The 18,272-nt window shown below is 71.8% G+C and carries 22 protein-coding genes; 14 read left to right on the top strand and 8 right to left on the bottom strand.

Annotated features, from left to right (window positions below; all coding sequences use genetic code 11):
• The first annotated feature begins 5 nt into the window (after positions 1-5).
• A complete protein-coding gene (locus tag ACFPFQ_RS21065) occupies positions 6-917 on the top strand; it encodes a carbohydrate ABC transporter permease (protein WP_379621363.1) in 912 nt (303 codons plus the stop codon).
• 25 nt (positions 918-942) lie between these two features.
• Complete coding sequence (locus tag ACFPFQ_RS21060) at positions 943-1,863, top strand: carbohydrate ABC transporter permease (protein WP_379621361.1); 921 nt, start codon at positions 943-945, stop codon at positions 1,861-1,863.
• Between the two features lie 59 nt (positions 1,864-1,922).
• Here ACFPFQ_RS21060 and bla read toward each other — a convergent pair whose 3' ends face one another.
• Positions 1,923-2,816: a class A beta-lactamase gene (gene bla, locus ACFPFQ_RS21055; protein ID WP_379621786.1), complete on the bottom strand. Its 894-nt coding sequence runs from the start codon at positions 2,814-2,816 to the stop codon at positions 1,923-1,925.
• Positions 2,817-2,940: 124 nt separating this feature from the next.
• Between bla and ACFPFQ_RS21050 the strand changes: the two genes are divergently transcribed.
• From ACFPFQ_RS21050 to ACFPFQ_RS21035, 4 genes are all read left to right on the top strand, one after another.
• Positions 2,941-3,810 carry a LysR family transcriptional regulator gene (locus ACFPFQ_RS21050; protein WP_379621359.1) on the top strand — a complete coding sequence of 290 codons (870 nt, stop codon included), beginning with the start codon at positions 2,941-2,943 and terminating at the stop codon, positions 3,808-3,810.
• Positions 3,807-4,700, top strand: a complete 894-nt coding sequence (locus tag ACFPFQ_RS21045) for a serine hydrolase (protein ID WP_379621357.1) — start codon at positions 3,807-3,809, stop codon at positions 4,698-4,700. The genes ACFPFQ_RS21050 and ACFPFQ_RS21045 overlap by 4 nt, the downstream gene beginning before the upstream one ends.
• 6 nt (positions 4,701-4,706) lie before the next feature.
• Entirely contained in the window at positions 4,707-5,444 is a 738-nt protein-coding gene (locus ACFPFQ_RS21040) for a siderophore-interacting protein (protein ID WP_379621784.1), read from the top strand.
• 82 nt (positions 5,445-5,526) lie between these two features.
• Positions 5,527-6,327 (top strand): mycofactocin-coupled SDR family oxidoreductase, encoded by an 801-nt coding sequence (locus ACFPFQ_RS21035; RefSeq protein WP_379621356.1) that lies wholly within the window; start codon positions 5,527-5,529, stop codon positions 6,325-6,327.
• Between the two features lie 137 nt (positions 6,328-6,464).
• Here the strand turns inward: ACFPFQ_RS21035 and ACFPFQ_RS21030 are convergent, their stop codons facing one another.
• Genes ACFPFQ_RS21030 through ACFPFQ_RS21010 form a run of 5 tightly spaced genes read right to left on the bottom strand, consistent with a single transcriptional unit; the run spans position 6,465 to position 10,581 of the window.
• Positions 6,465-7,232, bottom strand: a complete 768-nt coding sequence (locus ACFPFQ_RS21030) for an SDR family oxidoreductase (protein ID WP_379621354.1) — start codon at positions 7,230-7,232, stop codon at positions 6,465-6,467.
• 48 nt (positions 7,233-7,280) lie between these two features.
• Positions 7,281-8,249 (bottom strand): zinc-binding dehydrogenase, encoded by a 969-nt coding sequence (locus ACFPFQ_RS21025; RefSeq protein WP_379621352.1) that lies wholly within the window; start codon positions 8,247-8,249, stop codon positions 7,281-7,283.
• A gap of 14 nt (positions 8,250-8,263) precedes the next feature.
• The gene (locus ACFPFQ_RS21020; RefSeq protein WP_379621350.1) at positions 8,264-9,379 is read right to left on the bottom strand and encodes a hypothetical protein; all 1,116 of its coding nucleotides are present in this window, start codon (positions 9,377-9,379) and stop codon (positions 8,264-8,266) included.
• On the bottom strand, positions 9,376-9,933 hold the full coding sequence (locus ACFPFQ_RS21015) for a VOC family protein (RefSeq protein WP_379621348.1): 558 nt from the start codon (positions 9,931-9,933) through the stop codon (positions 9,376-9,378). The genes ACFPFQ_RS21020 and ACFPFQ_RS21015 overlap by 4 nt, the downstream gene beginning before the upstream one ends.
• A 57-nt stretch (positions 9,934-9,990) precedes the next feature.
• Positions 9,991-10,581: a sigma-70 family RNA polymerase sigma factor gene (locus ACFPFQ_RS21010; RefSeq protein ID WP_379621346.1), complete on the bottom strand. Its 591-nt coding sequence runs from the start codon at positions 10,579-10,581 to the stop codon at positions 9,991-9,993.
• 104 nt (positions 10,582-10,685) lie between these two features.
• On the opposite strand from ACFPFQ_RS21010, the gene ACFPFQ_RS21005 reads away from it, so the two are divergent.
• The 5 genes from ACFPFQ_RS21005 to ACFPFQ_RS20985 all read left to right on the top strand — a co-directional run bounded on the left by ACFPFQ_RS21005 (position 10,686) and on the right by ACFPFQ_RS20985 (position 14,648).
• On the top strand, positions 10,686-11,432 hold the full coding sequence (locus tag ACFPFQ_RS21005; RefSeq protein WP_379621344.1) for a zf-HC2 domain-containing protein: 747 nt from the start codon (positions 10,686-10,688) through the stop codon (positions 11,430-11,432).
• Positions 11,429-12,004, top strand: coding sequence for a MauE/DoxX family redox-associated membrane protein (locus ACFPFQ_RS21000; protein WP_379621342.1), 576 nt, complete (start codon positions 11,429-11,431; stop codon positions 12,002-12,004). Before ACFPFQ_RS21005 ends, ACFPFQ_RS21000 begins: the two co-directional genes overlap by 4 nt.
• A complete protein-coding gene (locus ACFPFQ_RS20995) occupies positions 12,004-12,705 on the top strand; it encodes a DsbA family protein (RefSeq protein WP_379621341.1) in 702 nt (233 codons plus the stop codon). The genes ACFPFQ_RS21000 and ACFPFQ_RS20995 overlap by 1 nt, the downstream gene beginning before the upstream one ends.
• A gap of 87 nt (positions 12,706-12,792) precedes the next feature.
• Positions 12,793-14,106, top strand: a complete 1,314-nt coding sequence (locus ACFPFQ_RS20990) for a molybdopterin-dependent oxidoreductase (protein WP_379621339.1) — start codon at positions 12,793-12,795, stop codon at positions 14,104-14,106.
• Positions 14,103-14,648, top strand: a complete 546-nt coding sequence (locus ACFPFQ_RS20985; protein ID WP_379621337.1) for a hypothetical protein — start codon at positions 14,103-14,105, stop codon at positions 14,646-14,648. Before ACFPFQ_RS20990 ends, ACFPFQ_RS20985 begins: the two co-directional genes overlap by 4 nt.
• On the opposite strand, the gene ACFPFQ_RS20980 is transcribed toward ACFPFQ_RS20985, so the two are convergent.
• Positions 14,589-15,239 carry a histidine phosphatase family protein gene (locus ACFPFQ_RS20980; RefSeq protein WP_379621335.1) on the bottom strand — a complete coding sequence of 217 codons (651 nt, stop codon included), beginning with the start codon at positions 15,237-15,239 and terminating at the stop codon, positions 14,589-14,591. The two genes, ACFPFQ_RS20985 and ACFPFQ_RS20980, sit on opposite strands and share 60 nt — an antisense overlap.
• Between ACFPFQ_RS20980 and ACFPFQ_RS20975 the strand changes: the two genes are divergently transcribed.
• From ACFPFQ_RS20975 to ACFPFQ_RS20965, 3 genes are all read left to right on the top strand, one after another.
• Positions 15,238-15,450: a CbtB domain-containing protein gene (locus tag ACFPFQ_RS20975; protein ID WP_379621333.1), complete on the top strand. Its 213-nt coding sequence runs from the start codon at positions 15,238-15,240 to the stop codon at positions 15,448-15,450. The genes ACFPFQ_RS20980 and ACFPFQ_RS20975 overlap by 2 nt on opposite strands.
• A gap of 47 nt (positions 15,451-15,497) precedes the next feature.
• Positions 15,498-16,337 carry a CbtA family protein gene (locus tag ACFPFQ_RS20970; protein WP_379621331.1) on the top strand — a complete coding sequence of 280 codons (840 nt, stop codon included), beginning with the start codon at positions 15,498-15,500 and terminating at the stop codon, positions 16,335-16,337.
• Positions 16,338-16,409: 72 nt separating this feature from the next.
• Positions 16,410-16,925, top strand: a complete 516-nt coding sequence (locus ACFPFQ_RS20965) for a DUF4282 domain-containing protein (RefSeq protein WP_379621329.1) — start codon at positions 16,410-16,412, stop codon at positions 16,923-16,925.
• A gap of 128 nt (positions 16,926-17,053) precedes the next feature.
• Here ACFPFQ_RS20965 and ACFPFQ_RS20960 read toward each other — a convergent pair whose 3' ends face one another.
• Entirely contained in the window at positions 17,054-17,725 is a 672-nt protein-coding gene (locus tag ACFPFQ_RS20960; RefSeq protein ID WP_379621327.1) for a TetR/AcrR family transcriptional regulator, read from the bottom strand.
• Between the last annotated feature and the right edge of the window lie 547 nt (positions 17,726-18,272).

The following is an 18,272-nucleotide window of genomic DNA, read 5'->3' as shown; positions in this document are numbered from 1 at the left end:
ACCTCATGAGATACGGAAAGTACCGCTTCGTCGCGAGCTTCCTCGCCGTCCCGTTGGTGCTGTACGCGGTGTTCGTGGTGTCGCCGTATCTGCAGGCCTTCTACATCTCGCTGACCGACTGGCAGGGGTTCTCCGACCAGAAGAACTTCATCGGGTTCGACAACTACATCGAGCTGGCCGGTGACGGCAGGTTCTGGCAGGCCATGAGCCACAACCTGATCATGCTGATCGTCATCCCGCTGGTGACGATCCTGCTGGCCCTGTTCTTCGCGTCGATGACCACCGTCGCCGGCCGTCGGGGCTCCATGGCGCGGGGCGGCGTGCGGGGATCGCGCTTCTACCAGGTGATCTACTTCTTCCCGTACGTCGTCCCGGTGGTCATCGCCGGTGTGCTCTTCGGGTTCTTCTACAACCCCGAGGCCGGCCTGCTCAACGGCTTCCTGCGGCTGATCGGCTTCGACTGGCTGACGGCGGCCTGGCTGGGCAACACCACGTTCGCGCTCCCCGCCGTGATGGCCGTCGTCATCTGGGGAGCGGTGGGGTTCTACTTCGTGGTGTTCAGCGCCGCGATGAAGTCGGTGCCGACCGACGTCTACGAGGCGGCCGTGCTCGACGGGGCCGGCCGGGCCCGGATCTTCCGCAGCATCACGATCCCGATGATCTGGGACAGCGTCCAGGTGTCCTACATCTACCTGGGCATCGCGGCGCTCGACGGCTTCGCGCTGCTGCAGGTGATGCTCCCGGCGGGCGGCCCGGACAACTCGACGCAGGTGGTGGCGCAGTACCTCTACCAGTCGGCGTTCACCGACGGCCGGTTCGGTTACGCGTCGGCCGTCGGGGTGGCGCTGTGCCTGGTCACGCTGATCCTCGCCGTGGTGGTGCTGCGGCTGGGCCGTCGCGACCGGATCGAGTACTGATGGCGACGAGTGTGGAGAACCGGCGATGACCATCGACACGTCCAAGACCGCGGCGCCGTCGCAGGCCGCGCCGACGCCGCCGGGTCGGGGTGCGAACCGCACGACGGAGCCGGCCTCGGCGGGCGAACGCACGATGAACGTGTTCTCCCACGGCGTGCTGATCGTGTGGGCGATCCTCGTCATCGTGCCGCTGCTGTGGGCGGGCATGACCGCCTTCAAGTCGGATCGGGAGATCTTCACCAACCCGTGGTCGCTGCCGACCACATGGCACTTCGAGAACTTCGCACGGGCCTGGACCGATGCCAACATCGGGCAGTACTTCCTCAACAGCGTCATCGTCGTGGTGCCGTCGGTGGTGCTGGTGATGCTGCTCGGCTCGATGGTGGCCTACGTGATCGCCCGCTACGAGTTCCCCGGCCGCAACCTCATCTACTACGCCTTCGTCACTGGCATGACGTTCCCGATCTTCCTGGCGCTGGTGCCGCTGTTCTTCGTGGTGCAGAACGTCGGGCTGCTCGGCACGTACCCGGGGCTGATCCTCGTCTACACGGCGTACGCGCTGCCGTTCACCGTCTTCTTCATGACGGGGTTCTTCCGGACGCTGCCGGGTGCGCTCGCCGAGGCCGCGATGCTGGACGGCTGCTCGCACGCCAGGGTGTTCTTCCAGATCATGCTGCCGCTGGCCAAGCCCGGGATCATCAGCGTCGGGATCTTCAACTTCCTGGGGCTGTGGAACCAGTACCTGCTGCCGCTGGTGCTCAACACCGACCAGAACCACTACGTGCTCTCCCAGGGCCTCGCGGTGCTGTCGGCGAACCAGGGCTACCGCAGCGACTGGAGCGCGCTGTTCGCCGGCCTGGTGATCGCGCTGCTCCCGGTGCTGGCGGTCTACGTGCTCTTCCAGCGCCGGATCCAGGAAGGGCTCAGCGTCGGGGCGCTCAAGTAGCGGCCGGTCGACCGGCGCCACCCCGGTGGCCTTCCTGCAATCCCGTGCATGCCGCCCGGTCAGCCCGCTCGCACGAGCTCGTCGGCCACCACCGCGGCGGCACCGGAGATCAGCGCGTTGTCCGTCGTCGCGTCCGGGCCCGCGCCCGGCCGGGTCGAGAGCGTGGCGATCACGATCGGCTCGCCTGCTGGCGGGAAGGCGATCGCGATGTCGTTGGCGCTGGCGTAGCTGCCGGTGCCGGTCTTGTCCGCCACCCGCCACCCGGCGGGCAGCCCGGCCCGGATGCGGGCGTCGCCGGTCGTGTTGGCGAGCATCCAGTCGGTGAGCTGCGTTCGCGCGGCCGGTGCCAGCCGGTCGCCGAGCACGAGCGCCCTGCAGTCGGCCGCGATCGCGCGCGGGGTCGTGGTGTCGCGCTCGTCGCCCGGCACGGCCGAGTTGAGCTCGGTCTCGCGGCGGTCCAGTCGCGTCACCGGGTCGCCGAGCGAGCGGGCGAACGCGGTGATCTCCGCCGGTCCGCCGAGGTCGGCCAGCAGCAGGTTGCCCGCGGTGTTGTCGCTGTAGCGCAGTGCCGCGTCGCACAGCTCGCGGATCGTCATGCCGTCGGTGACGTGTTGCTGCGTGATGGGCGAGTTCGCCACGAGGTCGGCTGCGGTGTACCGGACCCTGGTGTCGAGATGGCCGATCGGGTTGCGGTCGAGCAGTGCGCCCGCGGCCAGCATCTTGAACGTCGAGCAGAGCGCGAACCGGTCGTCGGCCCGGTGCCGGAGTTCCTGGCCGGTGCCGGTGTGCACGGCGTAGATCCCGAGCCGGGCGTCGAAGCGGCGCTCCAGCTCCTCGAACCGGGCGGCCGCGACGTTCGGGTCGGGCCGGGTCGAGGCAACGGGTGGTACGGCCGGAGCGCAGCCGGCCAGTGGCAGCAGCAGCGCCGCCGCCAGGAAGGAGCGTCGCCGCAGTGCCGGGAGTTCTGTCGTCCTGTCGATCACGTGCACAGACAAACCGGGCGCGAGCGATAGCGCAAATACGCTCGAAGGGCGATCGTGATACTCGATTCCTATCGACCCTGCTAGCGTGGGATGAGTGGATCTCCTGCGCCATCTGGAATTCTTCGTGGCGATCGCCGAGGAGGAGCACTTCGGGCGGGCTGCGGGTCGGCTGGGGATGACGCAGCCCCCGGTCTCGCAGGGACTGCAGCGACTCGAGAGCAGCCTCGGGGTGCGGCTCGTCGAGCGCACCTCCCGCGGGGTGCAGCTCAATGCCGCCGGGCGGGACCTCCTGCCGCGTGCCCGCGCGCTGCTGCAGGGCGGCGAGGACCTGCGCCGGGTCGCCGGCACCCACGGCGCTGCCGCCTCGGCCCTCCGGATCGGGGTGGTGCCGCAGGTCGGCACGGCCACCGCGGCCGCGGTGGCGGTGGCGTGCGCGGCGGGCGGTGGCCCCGTCGAGCTGACTACGGCACCCACCACGACACTCGTCGACGCCGTCGCCGCGGGCCAGCTCGACCTCGCCGTCGTCGTCCACCCCGCCGTGCTCGGCGTGTTGGCCAGCGGGCCGGTCGTCCGGCTCGACACCGCACTGCTGATCCCCGCAGGCCATCCCGCGGCCACCGGGCCCGGGGCCGTGCCGGTACGCAGGCTGCGCGGTCTCGACGTCGCCACCGCGCCCCGGCCGCATGGACCCGCTGCGCACGACCTGCTGCTCGACGCCCTCGACGAGCGCGGCCTGCGCGCGCGGGCCGTGCCCGCCGACGACGACCGCGCGGCGCTCGTGCGGGTGGCCACCGGACGGGCGTTCGCGATCACCGCCGACCCGGTGCTGGTGGCGGCGGGTGTCGCGCGCAGACCGGTCGCGGGCGACCCGCTGCCGCTGCGGCTGCGGGTGGTCTGGCGCGGGGCCGACGTCGGGCCCGCGCTGCGCGACGCGGTGCAGGCCGCGCTCGTGGCCGCGCCGTGAGCGAGCTCGAACGGGAGATAACGGCGACGTTCGCCGATGCCGGTGTCCAGGGGTGGCTGCACGCCGTCGCGCTCGGCGCTCCGGCCCGGGAGGTCGGTGTCGGGCCGGACGAGCCCGTCGTGATGGCGTCGGTCTACAAGCTGCCGCTGCTGGTGGCGTTCTGCCGTCGCGTCGACGCGGGCGAGCTCGACCCGCGGGAGCCCGTGACCGTGGCGCCGGAGGGGCGCACCGCCGGGGCGACCGGCCTGTCCCTGATGCGGGACACGGTGACGATGTCGTGGCGCGACCTGGCCTTCTCGATGATCACCGTGTCGGACAACGCGGCCGCCGACGTGCTGCTGGAGCGCGTCGGCCTGGCGTACCTGCACGAGACGTTGGGGGAGCTGGGCATCGGACGCACCACGGTGCAGGGCGGCACCGCCGCAGTGCACCGAACGCTCGTGGCCGATACCGCCGCTGCCGACACCGCGGCCGCGTTCCGCGCGCTCGCCAGCAACGACACGGCGCCGCACGTGCGGGCCTATGACCCGGCATACGGAAGCGCGACCACCGCGCGGGACATGACGACGCTGCTCGACGCGGTGTGGACCGACCGTGCCGCGTCACCCGCGATGTGCCGCTTCGCGCGTGGGCTGCTCGGCTCGCAGATCTGGCCGCACCGCCTGCGCTCGGGATTCCCGTACGCCGGGGTGCGGGTGGCGGGCAAGACCGGAACGATCGGCTCGATACGCAACGAGGTCGGCGTCGTGGAGTTCGACGGCGAGCGGCCCGTCGCCGTGGCCGTCTTCACCCACGCCGCCCGCGCCGACGCGTTCCTGCCCCGGGCGGACTCGGTGGTCGGGCAGGCGGCGCGGCTCGCCGTCACCGATCTGCGGTCCGGTCGCCTCTGAGAAGCCCTGGCTCGCGCGCAGTGCAAGCTGTTCTTCGCCGAGGAGAGCGGCTACCCGGAGATGCCCGCCGCGCCCGCGGACGGCGCCACGATGCGGTGGTTCCAGAGCTTCCTGGCCATCCCGGGGGCGCAACGGCCCTGGATGCGCACCTACTCGATCCGCAGGCACCTGGCCGACCGGCAGCAGATCGAGATCGACTTCGTGCTCCACGGCGGGCACGGCGGTGACGGGCCCGCCTCGAGCTGGGCGGCGACGGCGAGCGTCGGCGACGAACTGGGGATGGTCGGTCCGGCCCAGAGCCATTTCCGCACGCCTGCCAACGGCGCCTGGAAGTTGTTCGTGGGCGACGAGACGGCCCTCCCGGCGCTGGGTGCCACGCTGGAGTCGCTCGAGCCGCAGGAGCGGGCGGTGGCGGTGATCGAGGTCGTCGACGCCGCCGAGCGGCAGGACTTCGCGACGCTCGCCGACGTCACCGTCCGATGGGTCCACCGCGGCGGCCCGGCCGCGGGACGGGCCGACGGCGTGCTCGACGCCGTCCGCGAGGTCGAGATCCCCGACGGACCGGTCTTCGCCTGGGTGGCGGGGGAGGCATCGCTGGTGCGGACGGTGCGCTGCCACCTCGTGGGCGAGCGGGGTATCGACAAGCGGGCCGTGGCGTTCGCCGGCTACTGGCGGGTCGACATGGCGCAGGACGACGCCCCGACCGATGAGGAGCTGGCGGAAGCCGGCGAGTACGTGTCCTGAACCGGCGCGGCGACCCTGGTTGACCTCAGCCGTCCGGGTGGCGAGGGTGGGTGGCAGGGATCGTCGAGCGACAGGGGGACGCATGGGCACGCGGCTGCAGGGCAAGGTGGCACTGGTGTCGGGGGCGGCGCGTGGCCAGGGGCGGGCGCACGCCGTGCGGCTGGCGGAGGAGGGCGCCGACATCATCGCGTTCGACGTCTGCCGCCAGCTCGACACGGTGCCCTACCCGTTGGCGACGCCGGAGGACCTGCAGGAGACCGTCGCTCTGGTCGAGAAGCTCGACCGGCGCATCATCGCCCGCACCGCCGACGTTCGCGACGACGCGGCGGTGCGCGCGGTCGTCGCCGACGGTGTCGCCGAGCTGGGCAGGCTCGATGTCGTGATCGCCAACGCGGGGATCGCCACGTTCGCGGAGAACACCTGGTCGCTCACCGACGCCGCGTGGGACGAGATGATCGGCGTCAACCTGACCGGGGTGTTCCGGACGGTCCGGGCCGCGATCCCGGCGATGATCGAGGCCGGCAACGGCGGCTCCATCGTGATCACCAGCTCGACGGCGGGCCTCAAGGGCATGGGTCACATCGCGCACTACAGCGCCGCGAAGCACGGTGTGGTCGGGCTGGCTCGCACGCTCGCCATCGAGCTGGCGCCCCATTCCATCCGGGTCAACACCGTGCACCCGACCGGCGTGAACACGCCGATGGTCGTCAACGAGCAGACCGGCGCGTTCCTCGACGGCAACACCGGGCTGCAGAACCTGCTGCCGGTGTCGATGGTGGAGGCCGCGGACGTCGCCAACGCCGTCCTGTGGCTCACCTCGGACGAGGGGCGCTACATCACCGGGGTCTCGTTGCCGGTGGATGCGGGTTTCCTGCAGCGCTGAGGTCTGGCTCGGCCTGCTGCCCGGTGAGTGCCTCATGGAACCTGGTGGCTGCTGACGCCCCCGCCCCAACCGCCTCCTGGAACCATGTGGCCGCCGAGCCCAGCCGACCACGCAGAACAGCCGCCGAACCCCGCCCCTCACCGCGTGGTGGCGATCCCACCATCCACCGGGATCACGGCGCCGGTCACGTACGAGCCGGCCCGGCTCGCCAGGAACACCGCGACCCCGGCCATGTCGTCGGGCCGTCCGATGCGCCCGAGCGGCGAGGACGCCGCGATCTGCTCACCGAACGCGTCGAGCGTGGCGGCCATCATCTTCGACTCGAACGGGCCGGGCGCCACGGCGTTCACGGTGATCCGCTTGGGGCCGAGCTCGCCGGCCAGCATTCGCGTCAGGTGGTGGATGCCGGCCTTGCTCGCCGCGTAGGAGTACGTGGACATGATCGGCGGCCGGAGCCCGTCGATGCTGCCGATGTTGATGACGCGCGCCGGGTCGTCGTCGGTGGCCGCGGCCTCCAGCAGCGGCAGGAACGCGCGCGTCAGGAAGAAGGGCGCCTTGAGGTTGAGGTCGAGGACCTTGTCCCACGCCGACTCGGGGAACTCCTGCAGCGGCGCGCCCCAGGTCGCGCCGGCGTTGTTGACGAGGATGTGCACGCGCTCCTCCACGCCGCCCACCTCCTGGGCGAGCCGCAGGCACTCCGCCTCGGTCGAGACGTCGGCCGGGATCGACACGACCTTCCCGTGCGGTGCCAGCTCCGCGACCGCCGCCTCGCCGGCGTCGGCCTTGCGGGAGCTGATGTACACCGAGGCGCCGGCCTGCAGCAGGCCGCGGGCGATCATCAGCCCGATGCCGCGGGTGCCGCCGGTGACGACGGCGACCTTGCCGGTGAGGTCGAACAGCTGCACAGGAGCCTCCAGGGTCGCTCGGGTGTCCCCGACCGTATCCCGCCGGGGTCAGGCGTAGTCGAGGGTGATCTTCACCTGGTCCGGTGCCGGCCGGACGGCCGCGGCGAACGCCTGCTGGGCCTGGTCGGCCGGGCGCACGTCGGTGACGTAGGTGTCGACGAGGTCGGGGTGGGCGGTGAGGTAGTCGGCGGCCGCGAGGAGCATCCGGGGCCGCTCCAGCGTGATGCCCGACATCAGCGTCAGGTTGCGCCGCAGCATGGCCTCGACGTCGATCGGGTAGATCGGGTCGTCCGGCACGCCGAACGCGAAGACACAGCCCTGCGGCGCGCACGCGCGGATCGCGTGGTTGAGCGGGGCGGCGCTGTGCCCGATCGCCTCCACGATGACATCGGGACGGTCGGCGGCGGCGATGCCGGCCGACCACCGGTCGCTGCTGGCGCGCACCGTCTCGTCGAGCCCGAAGTCCGAGGCCACGGCGCTGCGGTCGACGAGGTCGACGCCGGTGACGCGGGTGGCGCCAGCGGCGCGCAGCACGTGGGCGAACAGCAGCCCGATCGGACCGAGGCCGACCACCGCGGCGTTCGCTCCGCGCACGCGCGGCAGCTGCTCGACGGCGTAGAGCACGCAGGCCAACGGCTGCAACAGCACCGCGCGCGCCGGGGCCAGCGCGGTGGTCACCGGAGCCAGGTCGTCACCGCGGGAGATCACGCGTTCGGCCAGCCCGTCGAAGCCGGTGGCCCAGCCGACGACGCGACCGCCCACCTCGTGCGCCGGATCGGTCGAGGCGAGCACCCTGGCCACCACCTCGTGCAGCGGGGCACCGGGGCGGGGGCCGTCGGGGCCGGCGGCGGCGCCCTGCGCGGCCGCGGTGCCCTTGAACGCCGGGAGGTCGCTACCGCAGACGCCGCCTGCCAGCACCTCCAGCAGCACCTCGCCACCGCGCAGGTCGTCCTTGGTGGGCGCGGCCACGTCCACCTCGGCGAGCGTGCTCGGTGCCACCAGCTGCTGTGCCCACACGTGCGTTCCTCCGGTCAGTCGCGCGCGGCGGTCCAGCCGGCGATCAGGTCGGCCACCTGCGCGCGTGCGCCGGTGGGCTCGGTGAAGTAGTGGTCGCCCGGCACGAGCTCGAGCGTCCGGTCGGTGGCCGCGAGCCCGTCGTGGATCGCGTGGGCGTCACTCTCGTGCACGCCGGTGTCACCACGAGCATGCACCACCAGCGCCGGCACGGTGATGCGAGCCAGGTGCGGCGCGGCCCGGCACTGCGAGGTCTGCAGGCTCCACATCGACAGCCACGTGCGCAGCGTGGACTGCACCCCGACACTGAACACGCCGTAGTTCGCTGCCTGCGGCTCGCCGCGGTAGCACCACCGGGGCCGCCGTGGCGACGGCTCGACGGCCGGATCGATCATCCGCAGGTCGGCCCACGTCCGGAAGGTCTGGAACAGCCGGTCGGTGGCCCGCGTGCCCTCGAGTGCCGCGAGCTGTGCGTGCGCCCACTCGGTGATCCGCCGGTTGCGGGCCGACTGGGCCTCGCGGTACCGGTGCTGGAAGTCGGCGTCGAACGGCGGGCCGTTGGCCGGGTCGAACGGGTCGAGCGCCGGGTCAAGCGACAGCGGGTCGGACTCGTCGGTGACCGAGGGATCCATCCACGCCGTCAGCACCTCGGGACGCCCGAGGTGAGCGGCCAGCGCGACGAACGCGTCGGCTGCAGGCAGGTCGGCGATCGCGTCGGCGGCGCGGCTTCCGGATGCACGGACGGTCGGCTCGACCGACTGGGACTGGTAGGCCGCCATCAGCGAGCCGCCGCCCGAGTTGCCCAGCAGCACCACCCGCTCGACACCCGCCTCCTCGCGCAGCCACCGCACACCCACCCCGATCTCGGCGAGCGCGTGGTCGAGCAGGAAGTAGGCCTCCGCGCCGCGGAAGCGGGTGTTCCACCCGAGGAACCCGTAGCCGCGCTCGGCGAGGAACGGCGCGAGGTAGTGCTCGGCGAAGTCGACGTTGTAGTGCGTCGCGATGAACGCGGTGCGCGGCCGCTTGCCCGCCGGGCGGTGGTAGAGCCCCTGGCAGGGATGCCCGCCGGCACCGGCACGCGGGGCCAGCGGCGACGGCAGCCCGACGAACTCGCGGGCGGTGGCAGTGCTCACACGCCCGCGCGCTCGGCCCCGGTCCGGGCGGGGTGCGCCACATCGGCCGGGGTGAACGCGCGCAGCCAGCAGGCGAACTCGAGCATCGCGCCGTCGGGATCGCGGAAGTAGAACGACCGCACGTACACCCCGGGATGCAGCACCCGCGAGCTGCCGGCGGGGCTGTCGTCGTGATCGAGGATCGGGCTGACGTCGACGCCCTTCTCCTGCATCCGCACGTAGTAGCGCTCGAACTCGCCCGGCGGAACGGTGAACGCCACGTGGTTCATCGAGCCGACGGCGCTGACGATCTCGCCCTCGCCGGGGAGCGCGGCGGGTGCCGAGACGCCGGGGACGCCGTCGGGGGCGTCGGGGAACCAGAAGAACGCGATCGTGTCGCCGCCGCCGCAGTCGAAGAAGAAGTGCTGGCCCATCCCGCGCGGCAGCTCGATCGTCTTCACCAGCGGCATGCCCAGCACGCCGGAGTAGAAATCGACGGTGCGTTGCATGTCGGAGCTGACCAGTGCCAGGTGGTGGATGCCGCCGAACTGGAACTCCGAGTTCTCCTGGGCCATGGATCGACGGTAGCCGCGTGGCCGGATTGCAGGAAGGGCCCGAATTGCAGGAAGGGCTCAGAGCGCCTGGCGTGGCACTCCGTCGGCGTCCATCGCCTGCACCAGGTCGTCGCGGGCCCGCGCCACCCGCGACCGGATCGTGCCCGTGGGGCAGCCGCAGACCTCCGCGGCCTCGCCGTAGCTGAGCCCGAGCAGCTGGGTGAGCACGAACGCCTCGCGACGGTCCGGGTCGAGCGCGGTGATGAGCTCGCGCAGCACCACGGCCTCGTCGGACGCCGATCGCGACAGCGCCGATCGGGACAGGCCGGCCCGGGGAACGGCCGCGGCCAGCGCGTCCCAGTTCTCGACACCGCTCGTGCGCGGGCGGCGCACGGCGGTGCGGACGGCGTCGGCCGCGGTGTGGCGCGCGACGGCAAGCAACCACGTGCGGGCCGACGAGCGGCCGGCGAACCGGGGCAGCGAGCGCAGCGCCCGCAGGTAGGTCTCCTGCGCGAGGTCGTCGGCATCGCGGGGCCCGGCGAGGTGCGCGACGAACCGGTGGACGTCGCGCTGCGTGGCACGGACGAACTCGGCCAGCGCGGCCCGGTCGCCCGCTCCGGCCGCGAGTGCGAGCGCCGTGATGCGCGCATCGTCTGCCCGCTCGACCATGACCCCGAGCCTAACCACGTGGCCGCAACCCTCCGGAACCGCGGGGCACCCAGAACCGAAGGGGCATCCGGGAACCGAAGAGCATCCGGCGGCGACCACTGGGCATGCGATGTGCGGACTGCAGGGACGCGATCTCGGCCCGGCTGGACGGCGAGGACCTGCCCGGTGAGGACGCCGCGGTCGACGCCCACCTGCAGGGGTGCGCCGGGTGCCGGGCCCACGCCGAACGCCTCGCGCAGGTCACCAGGCTCGCCCGGCTGGGTCCGGTGCAGGAGACACCCGACCTGGTCGCGGCCGTGCTCGCGGCCGCACCCCCGCCGCCACGGCAGCGCCGCACCGGAGCGGTGCGCCTCGCGTTGGGTGGTGTCGGCATCGGGCAGTGCGCGCTCGCCGTCAGCGAGATCGTCGCGGCGGGCGGTGCGCACCACGGCGGTCCGGAGCTGGCCGGTGCCACCGCGGCACACCTGGTCAACGAGAGCTCGGCGTGGAACCTGGCGCTGGCCGTCGCGTTCCTCTGGGTCGCGGCCGGCACGTCGCGGATCTCCGGGCTGGTGCCCGTGATCGCGGCGTTCGTCGGGATCCTCACCGTCCTGAGCGCGTTCGACGTGATCAGCGGCCGGGTCGACGCCGAACGGCTGCTCTCGCACGCCCTCGTCGTCGCCGGGCTGGTACTGCTGGTGGTGATGCAACGACTCACCCGCAACGGCGGTGGTGGCACGGACGTCGCCCGCCCGGTACCCGGCTCACCTGCGACAGACGCCGATCCCGACTGGGCTGCTCCGTACGGCCGGCCCGACGTCGGCGGTACGGACGGCCTGCGCGCCGCAGCACCCGGACAGGATGCGGCGTGACCGGGCCGCGGCAGGTCGACACCGCCGCGTCGGGGACCCGTGTCAGAGTGCAGGGCGTGGCGGATGTGGGGAGGTGGGGCGCGGCCCAGCCGTGGCTCACGACGATCGGCCGGCTGGTGCTCGGCGGTGTCTGGATCGTGGCAGGGGCCTCGAAGATCACCGACCTGGCCGCTTCGGTGCGCGCCACCCGCGCCTACGACCTGCTTCCCGAGCTCGCGGCGCAGGTCGTCGGCGCTGCACTGCCCGCTGTCGAGATCCTGCTGGGGATCCTGCTGGTCATCGGGGCCGGCGTGCGTGCCGTCGCCGTGGTCTCCGCGGTGCTGATGGCCGGGTTCGTGGTCGGTATCGCGTCGGCGTGGGCTCGTGGCCTGCAGATCGACTGCGGGTGCTTCGGTTCCGGCGGGCAGTTGGCCGCCGGGGCGTCGCCCACGTACGGCTGGGAGCTCATCCGCGACGGCGCGCTACTGCTGCTCGCGATCCTGCTGGCCCTCTGGCCGGTGGGAAGATGGAGTGTGGATGCGTTCCTCGGGGGCCGCGTCGACGACGGGGTCGAAGAAGGGGTGGACGGCTGATGGGAACAGGCGCCGATCGGCGGCGGAAGGCGGCGCTGGCCAGGAGACGCGGCCCGTCCCCGTTGATGATCATCGGAATCGTGGTGATCGTGCTGTTCGCCGGCGCGATCGGCTTCGCCGTGTACCGCGCGCAGGGTCCCAGCGCCGAGGGCGCGGCCGTCCCGAAGAACGCCACCGCGCAGGGCGTGCTGGTCGGCCAGCCCACCGCGAAGGCCACCGTCGACGTCTACCTCGACTTCCAGTGCCCGGTCTGCAACGCCTACGAGAAGCAGTCCGGCGCCACGATCGACGAGCTCGTGGCGAGCGGCGCGGCGAAGGTCGTCTACCACCCGGTGGCCTACCTCGACCGGTTCTCCTCCGGCACGAAGTACTCGAGCCGCTCGTCGGCGGCAGCGGGATGCGCGGCCGACGAGGGGGTGTTCCCCGCCTACCTCAAGCTGCTCTACTCCAACCAGCCCGAGGAGAACGGCACGGGCCTGCCCGACAGCCAGCTCATCACGCTCGGGCAGCAGGCCGGGGCGGGCGCGGGCTTCGCCACCTGCGTGTCGGATGCCACCTACGCCGGCTGGACGAAGGGCGTCACCGACGCCGCGTCGCAGGCCGGGGTGAACGGCACCCCGACCGTCAAGGTCAACGGCACCGCGATCGACAACACCGACGCAGCGTTGCGCCAAGCCGTTGCCGCCGCGAACCCGGCCTGACCGACTGACGATTCTTACGGCTCCATGAACCAGCCACCCGAACCGCGGTTCACGGGGTAGTAATCCCTCCCGAGAGGGAGGACGTCGATGAAGTCGGAAAGCGTGCGGGAACGGATCGCCGAGGCGAATGCGTGGGTGGCCGAGCACCCGCCGCCCGGTCCGTTCCGCAAGGGGTTCTGGCGCAGCCCGTTGCGCGGTCCGTGGCTGACGTCCGTGCTCGGGCTGGTGCTGCTCGTCGGGCTGACGATCGTGATCGGCACCGGCCTGCTGTCCTACGCCGCCTACAACCCGAACCTGCCGATCAACGACCCCACCCCGGGGAAAGGGCTGCTCGGGTTCTACTTCTTCGACTGGCCGACCGACCCGCCGTGGCTCTACCGGCTCACGCAGGGTGTGCACGTCGGGCTCGGACTGGCGCTCGTACCCGTCGTGCTCGCCAAGCTGTGGTCGGTGATCCCGAAGCTGTTCGAATGGCCGTCGGTGCGGTCTGTTGCGCATGCGCTGGAACGGATCAGCCTGCTGCTGCTCGTCGGCGGCATCACGTTCGAGATGGTCACCGGAATTCTCAACATTCAGATCTTCTACGCGTTCCCGTTCTCGTTCTACTCGGCACATCTCTACGGTGCCTGGGTGTTCTTCGGGGCGCTGATCGTGCATGTCGCGATGAAATTCCCGACGATGGTGCGGTCGTTGCGGGCCCGGACCCTGGGCTCGGTGCTCCAGACGTCGCTCGCCGAGACGGAGCCCGAGCCTCCCGACGAGCACGGGCTCGTGGCCACCGATCCGGCTCCGCCCACGATGTCGCGCCGGGGCGCGCTGGGACTCGTCGCCGCGGCATCGGGCACCGTCACCGCCTTCTACATCGGCCAGACGCTCGACGGGCCGCTGCGAGCCACCGCGCTGCTCTCGCCGCACAGCCGCGGCGTCGGTACCGGCGCCAACGACTACCCGGTCAACAAGACCGCGGTAGGCGCCGGTGTCACGCAGGCCATGGCGGACGCGTGGCGCCTGGAACTCGTCGGCCCGGCGCAGACCGTCAAGCTCAGCCGCGCCGACCTGCTCGGCCTCCCGCAGCAGACGTTCGACCTGCCGATCGCCTGCGTCGAGGGATGGTCGGTCTCCAACACGTGGACCGGGGTGCCGCTGGCGGACCTGGTGCGGCTGGCCGGCGGCAGCGCCGGTGACCGCTTGTTCGTCGAGTCGTTCCAGACGCAGGGGCCGTTCGGGCGGGTGAGCCTGAGCGTGGCGCAGTCGCAGACGCCCAACTCGCTGCTCGCGCTGAGCGTCAACGGTGCGGACCTGTCGCTCGACCACGGCTACCCCGCCCGCACGATCATCCCGGCGGCCCCGGGCGTGCATGCCACGAAGTGGGTCGGCCGGCTGACGGTCGTGCCGGCATGACGGCCGTGGCGCGCTTGCGGCAGCGCTTCCGTGAGCGTTACGGCGCGAGCCCGCTGCACCTGCTGGCGACGCTCGCCTCGCTGGCGCTCGCGGGCTACGCCGTCACCCGGTTCCTCGCCGACACCGTGCCGCTGCTGGGCGTGGCGATCTGGTTCGTCGGCGCCGCCATCGGGCACGACGTCGTGCTCTACCCGCTCTACGCCATCGCCGACACCGCCACGCACGGCAGGCTGCTGCGGCGCCGCCACCCGCTGCCGCACCGCCTCGGCGTCCCGTGGATCAACCACGTCCGGGTGCCGATCGGGCTCTCGGCGCTGCTGCTGCTGATCTGGTTCCCGCTCATCCTCGGTGGCCGCGGTGCCGATTTCGAGGGCGCCACCGGCCTGTCCACCGACGGGTACGCAGGCCACTGGCTGGGGATCACCGGGGCACTGCTACTGGGCTCGGCGATCCTGTACGCGCTGCGGTTGCGGCGGGTGGGATCAGCGGCCCGGCGGGCGGATGCTGCGCAGGCTCCAGCGTCCCGGCTCGCCGACCAGTAGCGTCGCCGAGAGCGGTGCGACGTCCACGCGCCACAGCGCCTGCGCGGGCGCACCGAGCGCGTGCACCACGGCGGCCCGCACCACGGCGGCGTCGGCCACGGCCAGCAGCGCGTGCGGCGGGTCGGTGCGGCCGTCGAGCCAGTTCCCGACGCGCGCGACGAGGTCGGTCATCGACTCGCCGCCGTGCGGCCGGGCGTCGGGGTCGGTCAGCCAGGCGCCGAGCCCGGCGGGGTCCGCGGCGCCCACGTCGTCGAGCGTGCGACCGCTCCAGCTGCCGTGGTCGAGCCCGCGGAGCGCCGGGTCGTCGGCCACCTCCCGCCCGAGCACGGCGGCCGTCTGCCGGCAGCGCTTCGAGTCCGGGCTGTGGACGGCGTCGACCCGGGGGAGCGTGGGAGCGACGTCGACCGCCTGTGCCGTGGCCCCGGCGTCGAGCGGCTCGTCGGCGGGGAAGGCGGCGGTGCGAACGGCGCTGGTGGGGCCGTGTGCCCAGAGGACGATCCGCACATCCCACCCCAAAACCGGACAGCTGAACATGTACACGTCTGATGACGTGTTGACCTGGTCGGCTGCGCGATCGTAGCCTTCGCGCATGTCTGCATCCGTCGCAGTTCCCCAGGCCCGCCCGGTGGCCATCCCCATGTCGGAGACGTTGCCGTGGCTGATCGGTGCAGCGGTGCTCGGGCTGCTGATCTACTACTTCATCGGCATCGACGAGGGCGCCACGTCGGTGTTCGGCAACTCCACGGTCGTGCACGAGTTCGTGCACGATGCGCGCCACTTCCTGGGGTTCCCCTGTCACTGAGGCTGCGCAGCAACTCCCCCTGAACTGCCACGGATCGGACTGAACAGATGGTGCGGGCCCTCGTCCTGCGCGGAGCACTGGCCGGCGTCGTCGGTGGCCTGCTCGCGTACGTGTTCTCGTTGCTCTTCGCCGAGCCGGTCCTCCAGGCCGCCATCGACTACGAGGGCGGGCGGGACGCGGCGAAGGCGGCACTCGAGGGCGCCACCGAGGCGGAGGCGCCCGAGCTGTTCAGCCGTGCCGTGCAGGGCAACCTGGGCATCGGGGTAGGCATCGTTCTGTTCGGCCTCGCCGTCGGCTGCTTCTTCGCGGTGGCCTACTGCACGGCGTACGGACGTACCGGCTCCATCCGGCCGCGCCAGCTGACCCTGCTCGTGGCGCTCGCCGGGTTCCTCTCGCTCTACCTGGTGCCGTTCCTCAAGTACCCGGCCAACCCGCCTGCCATCGGCAACGGCGACACCATCTCGCAGCGGGCCGGGCTGTACGGGGTCATGGTCGTGGCGTCGGTCGTGTTCGCGGTGCTGGTCGTCTGGCTCGGCCAGCGCCTGCAGGCCCGGTTCGGCACCTGGAACGCCGCGCTGCTCGCCGGGCTGGCCTTCGTGGTGCTGATCGGCGTCGTGATGGCGCTGCTGCCGCCGCTGGGGCAGCTCACCGCCAACGTCGAGGTCTCCGGGAGCCTGCTCACCGAGACGCCGCAACCGCTGCTCGACGCGAAGGGTGCGATCGTCTTCCCCGGCTTCGACGCCGACCTCCTCTACCGCTTCCGGCTCTACTCGGTGGGGGCCCAGGTCATCCTGTGGGGCGCCATCGCGCTGGTGTTCGCGCCGCTTGCCGACCGCGTGTTCGCGCGCCACGGCAGCCCGGCGCAGAGCGACATGACGGCGGTCTGACTCCCTCCGGTCCTCCTCTCCCCGCGACGCCTCGCTACCATCGGTAACACCAGCCGAACAGGTGGACGTCGCATGAGGGAACCGGACGTGCCCGGGGCAGACCCGGAGCCGCACGAGGAGTTGGAGGTCGTGGTGGTCGCCGCGCCCGTCAGCGAGCAACCCCTCGCCGCCCCCGTCCCACCGGGGTACGTGCCGCCGCGCCCGCAACTGCGGTCGTTGCGCAGGTTGTTCGACCCGTCGCTGCGTGACCACCTGACGCCGATGCTCCTGCCGTACCTGTTCTTCCTGGTCACGGTCGTCACGACGGCGGCGGGAGCGGTCGTGCTCGTGGCCGCTTTCGTCGCGGCGTGGTGGTGGGGGTTGATCGCGCTCGCGGTCGTGCCGGTGCTCGTGCTGGTGGTGATCGTGATGGTGCGCATCGTCTGCGAGGTGCTGCTGGCGTTCTCGCAGATGGTGGAGCGCACGGGGGACATGGCTGCGGGCCTGTCCCGCGTCGAGAACACCGTGGACGGCGTGGCCAGCGACATGCCCCAGCTCGGTTTCCTGCGCCTGCGCGCCCAGCGCCGCCCGGTCGACCGCCGTTCCTGACCGCCCGAGCGCCTACTGGTTCATGATCGGACCGGAACCAGTGGGCGTTCGGGCCGGTTCCATGAGGCATCGCGACCTGGCGGGCGATCGCCAAGGACGAAGCGGCGACCCGATCTACCGGGAGCGGTTCAGGTCTTCGCGGATGCGATTGCGCCTGCTCTCCCTGCCGGCGCGCCCGCATCTGACGGATTTCCGACGGCGAGAAACATTTCCGTAGAACGTTCGACGAGTCGCTCCGCTGACATCTGCAACGACCCGTTCTGCCATGCGGCCAGCGTCTGGGACATGCCGCCGACGAGGAATTCGGTGATCAGGCCGAGGCCCGGGCCGTTGCGGATCCCGTAGAACTCCTGGGAATGGCGGGCGAGCATCCGCGCGAAAAGCCGGTTGGCCTCGACGCGGCGCGCGGCGAGCACGGCGATGCCCGGAGCCGCGGAGAACAGCAGCCGCCCCCGCCGGGGGTCGGCGGAGATCGCGTGCACGATGTTGGCCAACCCGGCGCGGATCTGCGACCGGCTGTCGGGTGCCGCCGCCGCGAGAGCCTTGACCGTGGAGACGGCGATGTCCTCGACCACGTGGTCGAGCACCGCCACCGCGAGCGCATCACGGTCGGTGAAGGATTCGTAGAAGTAGCGGGCTGTGAGCCCGGACTGCTTGCACGCCCCGCGCACCGACAGCGTCGACTCGCCGTCGCGGCCCCCGAGCAGCTCCAGCCCGGCCTCGATGAGCTGGGCGCGCCGCTCGGCCTGCCGTTCGTCGCCGGACACGCCGCCGTAGGCGCGCAGTGGTGCGTGGTCCATCCCTCCATCTTGACAGCCTTCGCCGTGTGGTGTCATATCTGCCAACCCACGTGTTCAGATTCCGCTCCCCGGGATGGTCATGGTCAGGACGGGTACTGCTGCTCGCGCGCCTGCGGGTGCCGGTGCGCGGCCCGGAACCCTTACTGAGCCGATTCCCCACAAGGGTTTCCCGGCTGCGGATGCGCTGATTCGACCGCGCGCATTGTGCTGGTCCGGCCGAGCGTACGAAGGTGTCCATCCATCGTGGTCGAATTCCGGGACGGTGCCTTTTCGGGGAGCGCTCCCCGGCGTCTCGGAGATGCCGGTCCACCCGTGTGACGAGGGCGTTCACCCGTAAGGCCGTCGTCACCCCTGCCATCGTCACTCGTTGTTCGAATGTACGTTGGCGCTCTGCCAACAATGCCGATCACTGATTGTTCGGTGCAGTACCCAGCGAGTCCGAAGAACGCCCCCGATCGTCGAGACGAGGCCCGGTCCGTGGCAGCACCCGATCCCGCCCGAGCGAGACCGCGGCGCCAGGTCGACCTGACCGATACCGCCGTCGGAC

The organism is Pseudonocardia sp. GCM10023141 (assembly GCF_042653605.1).
This window is presented reverse-complemented; position numbering and strand designations above follow the sequence as displayed.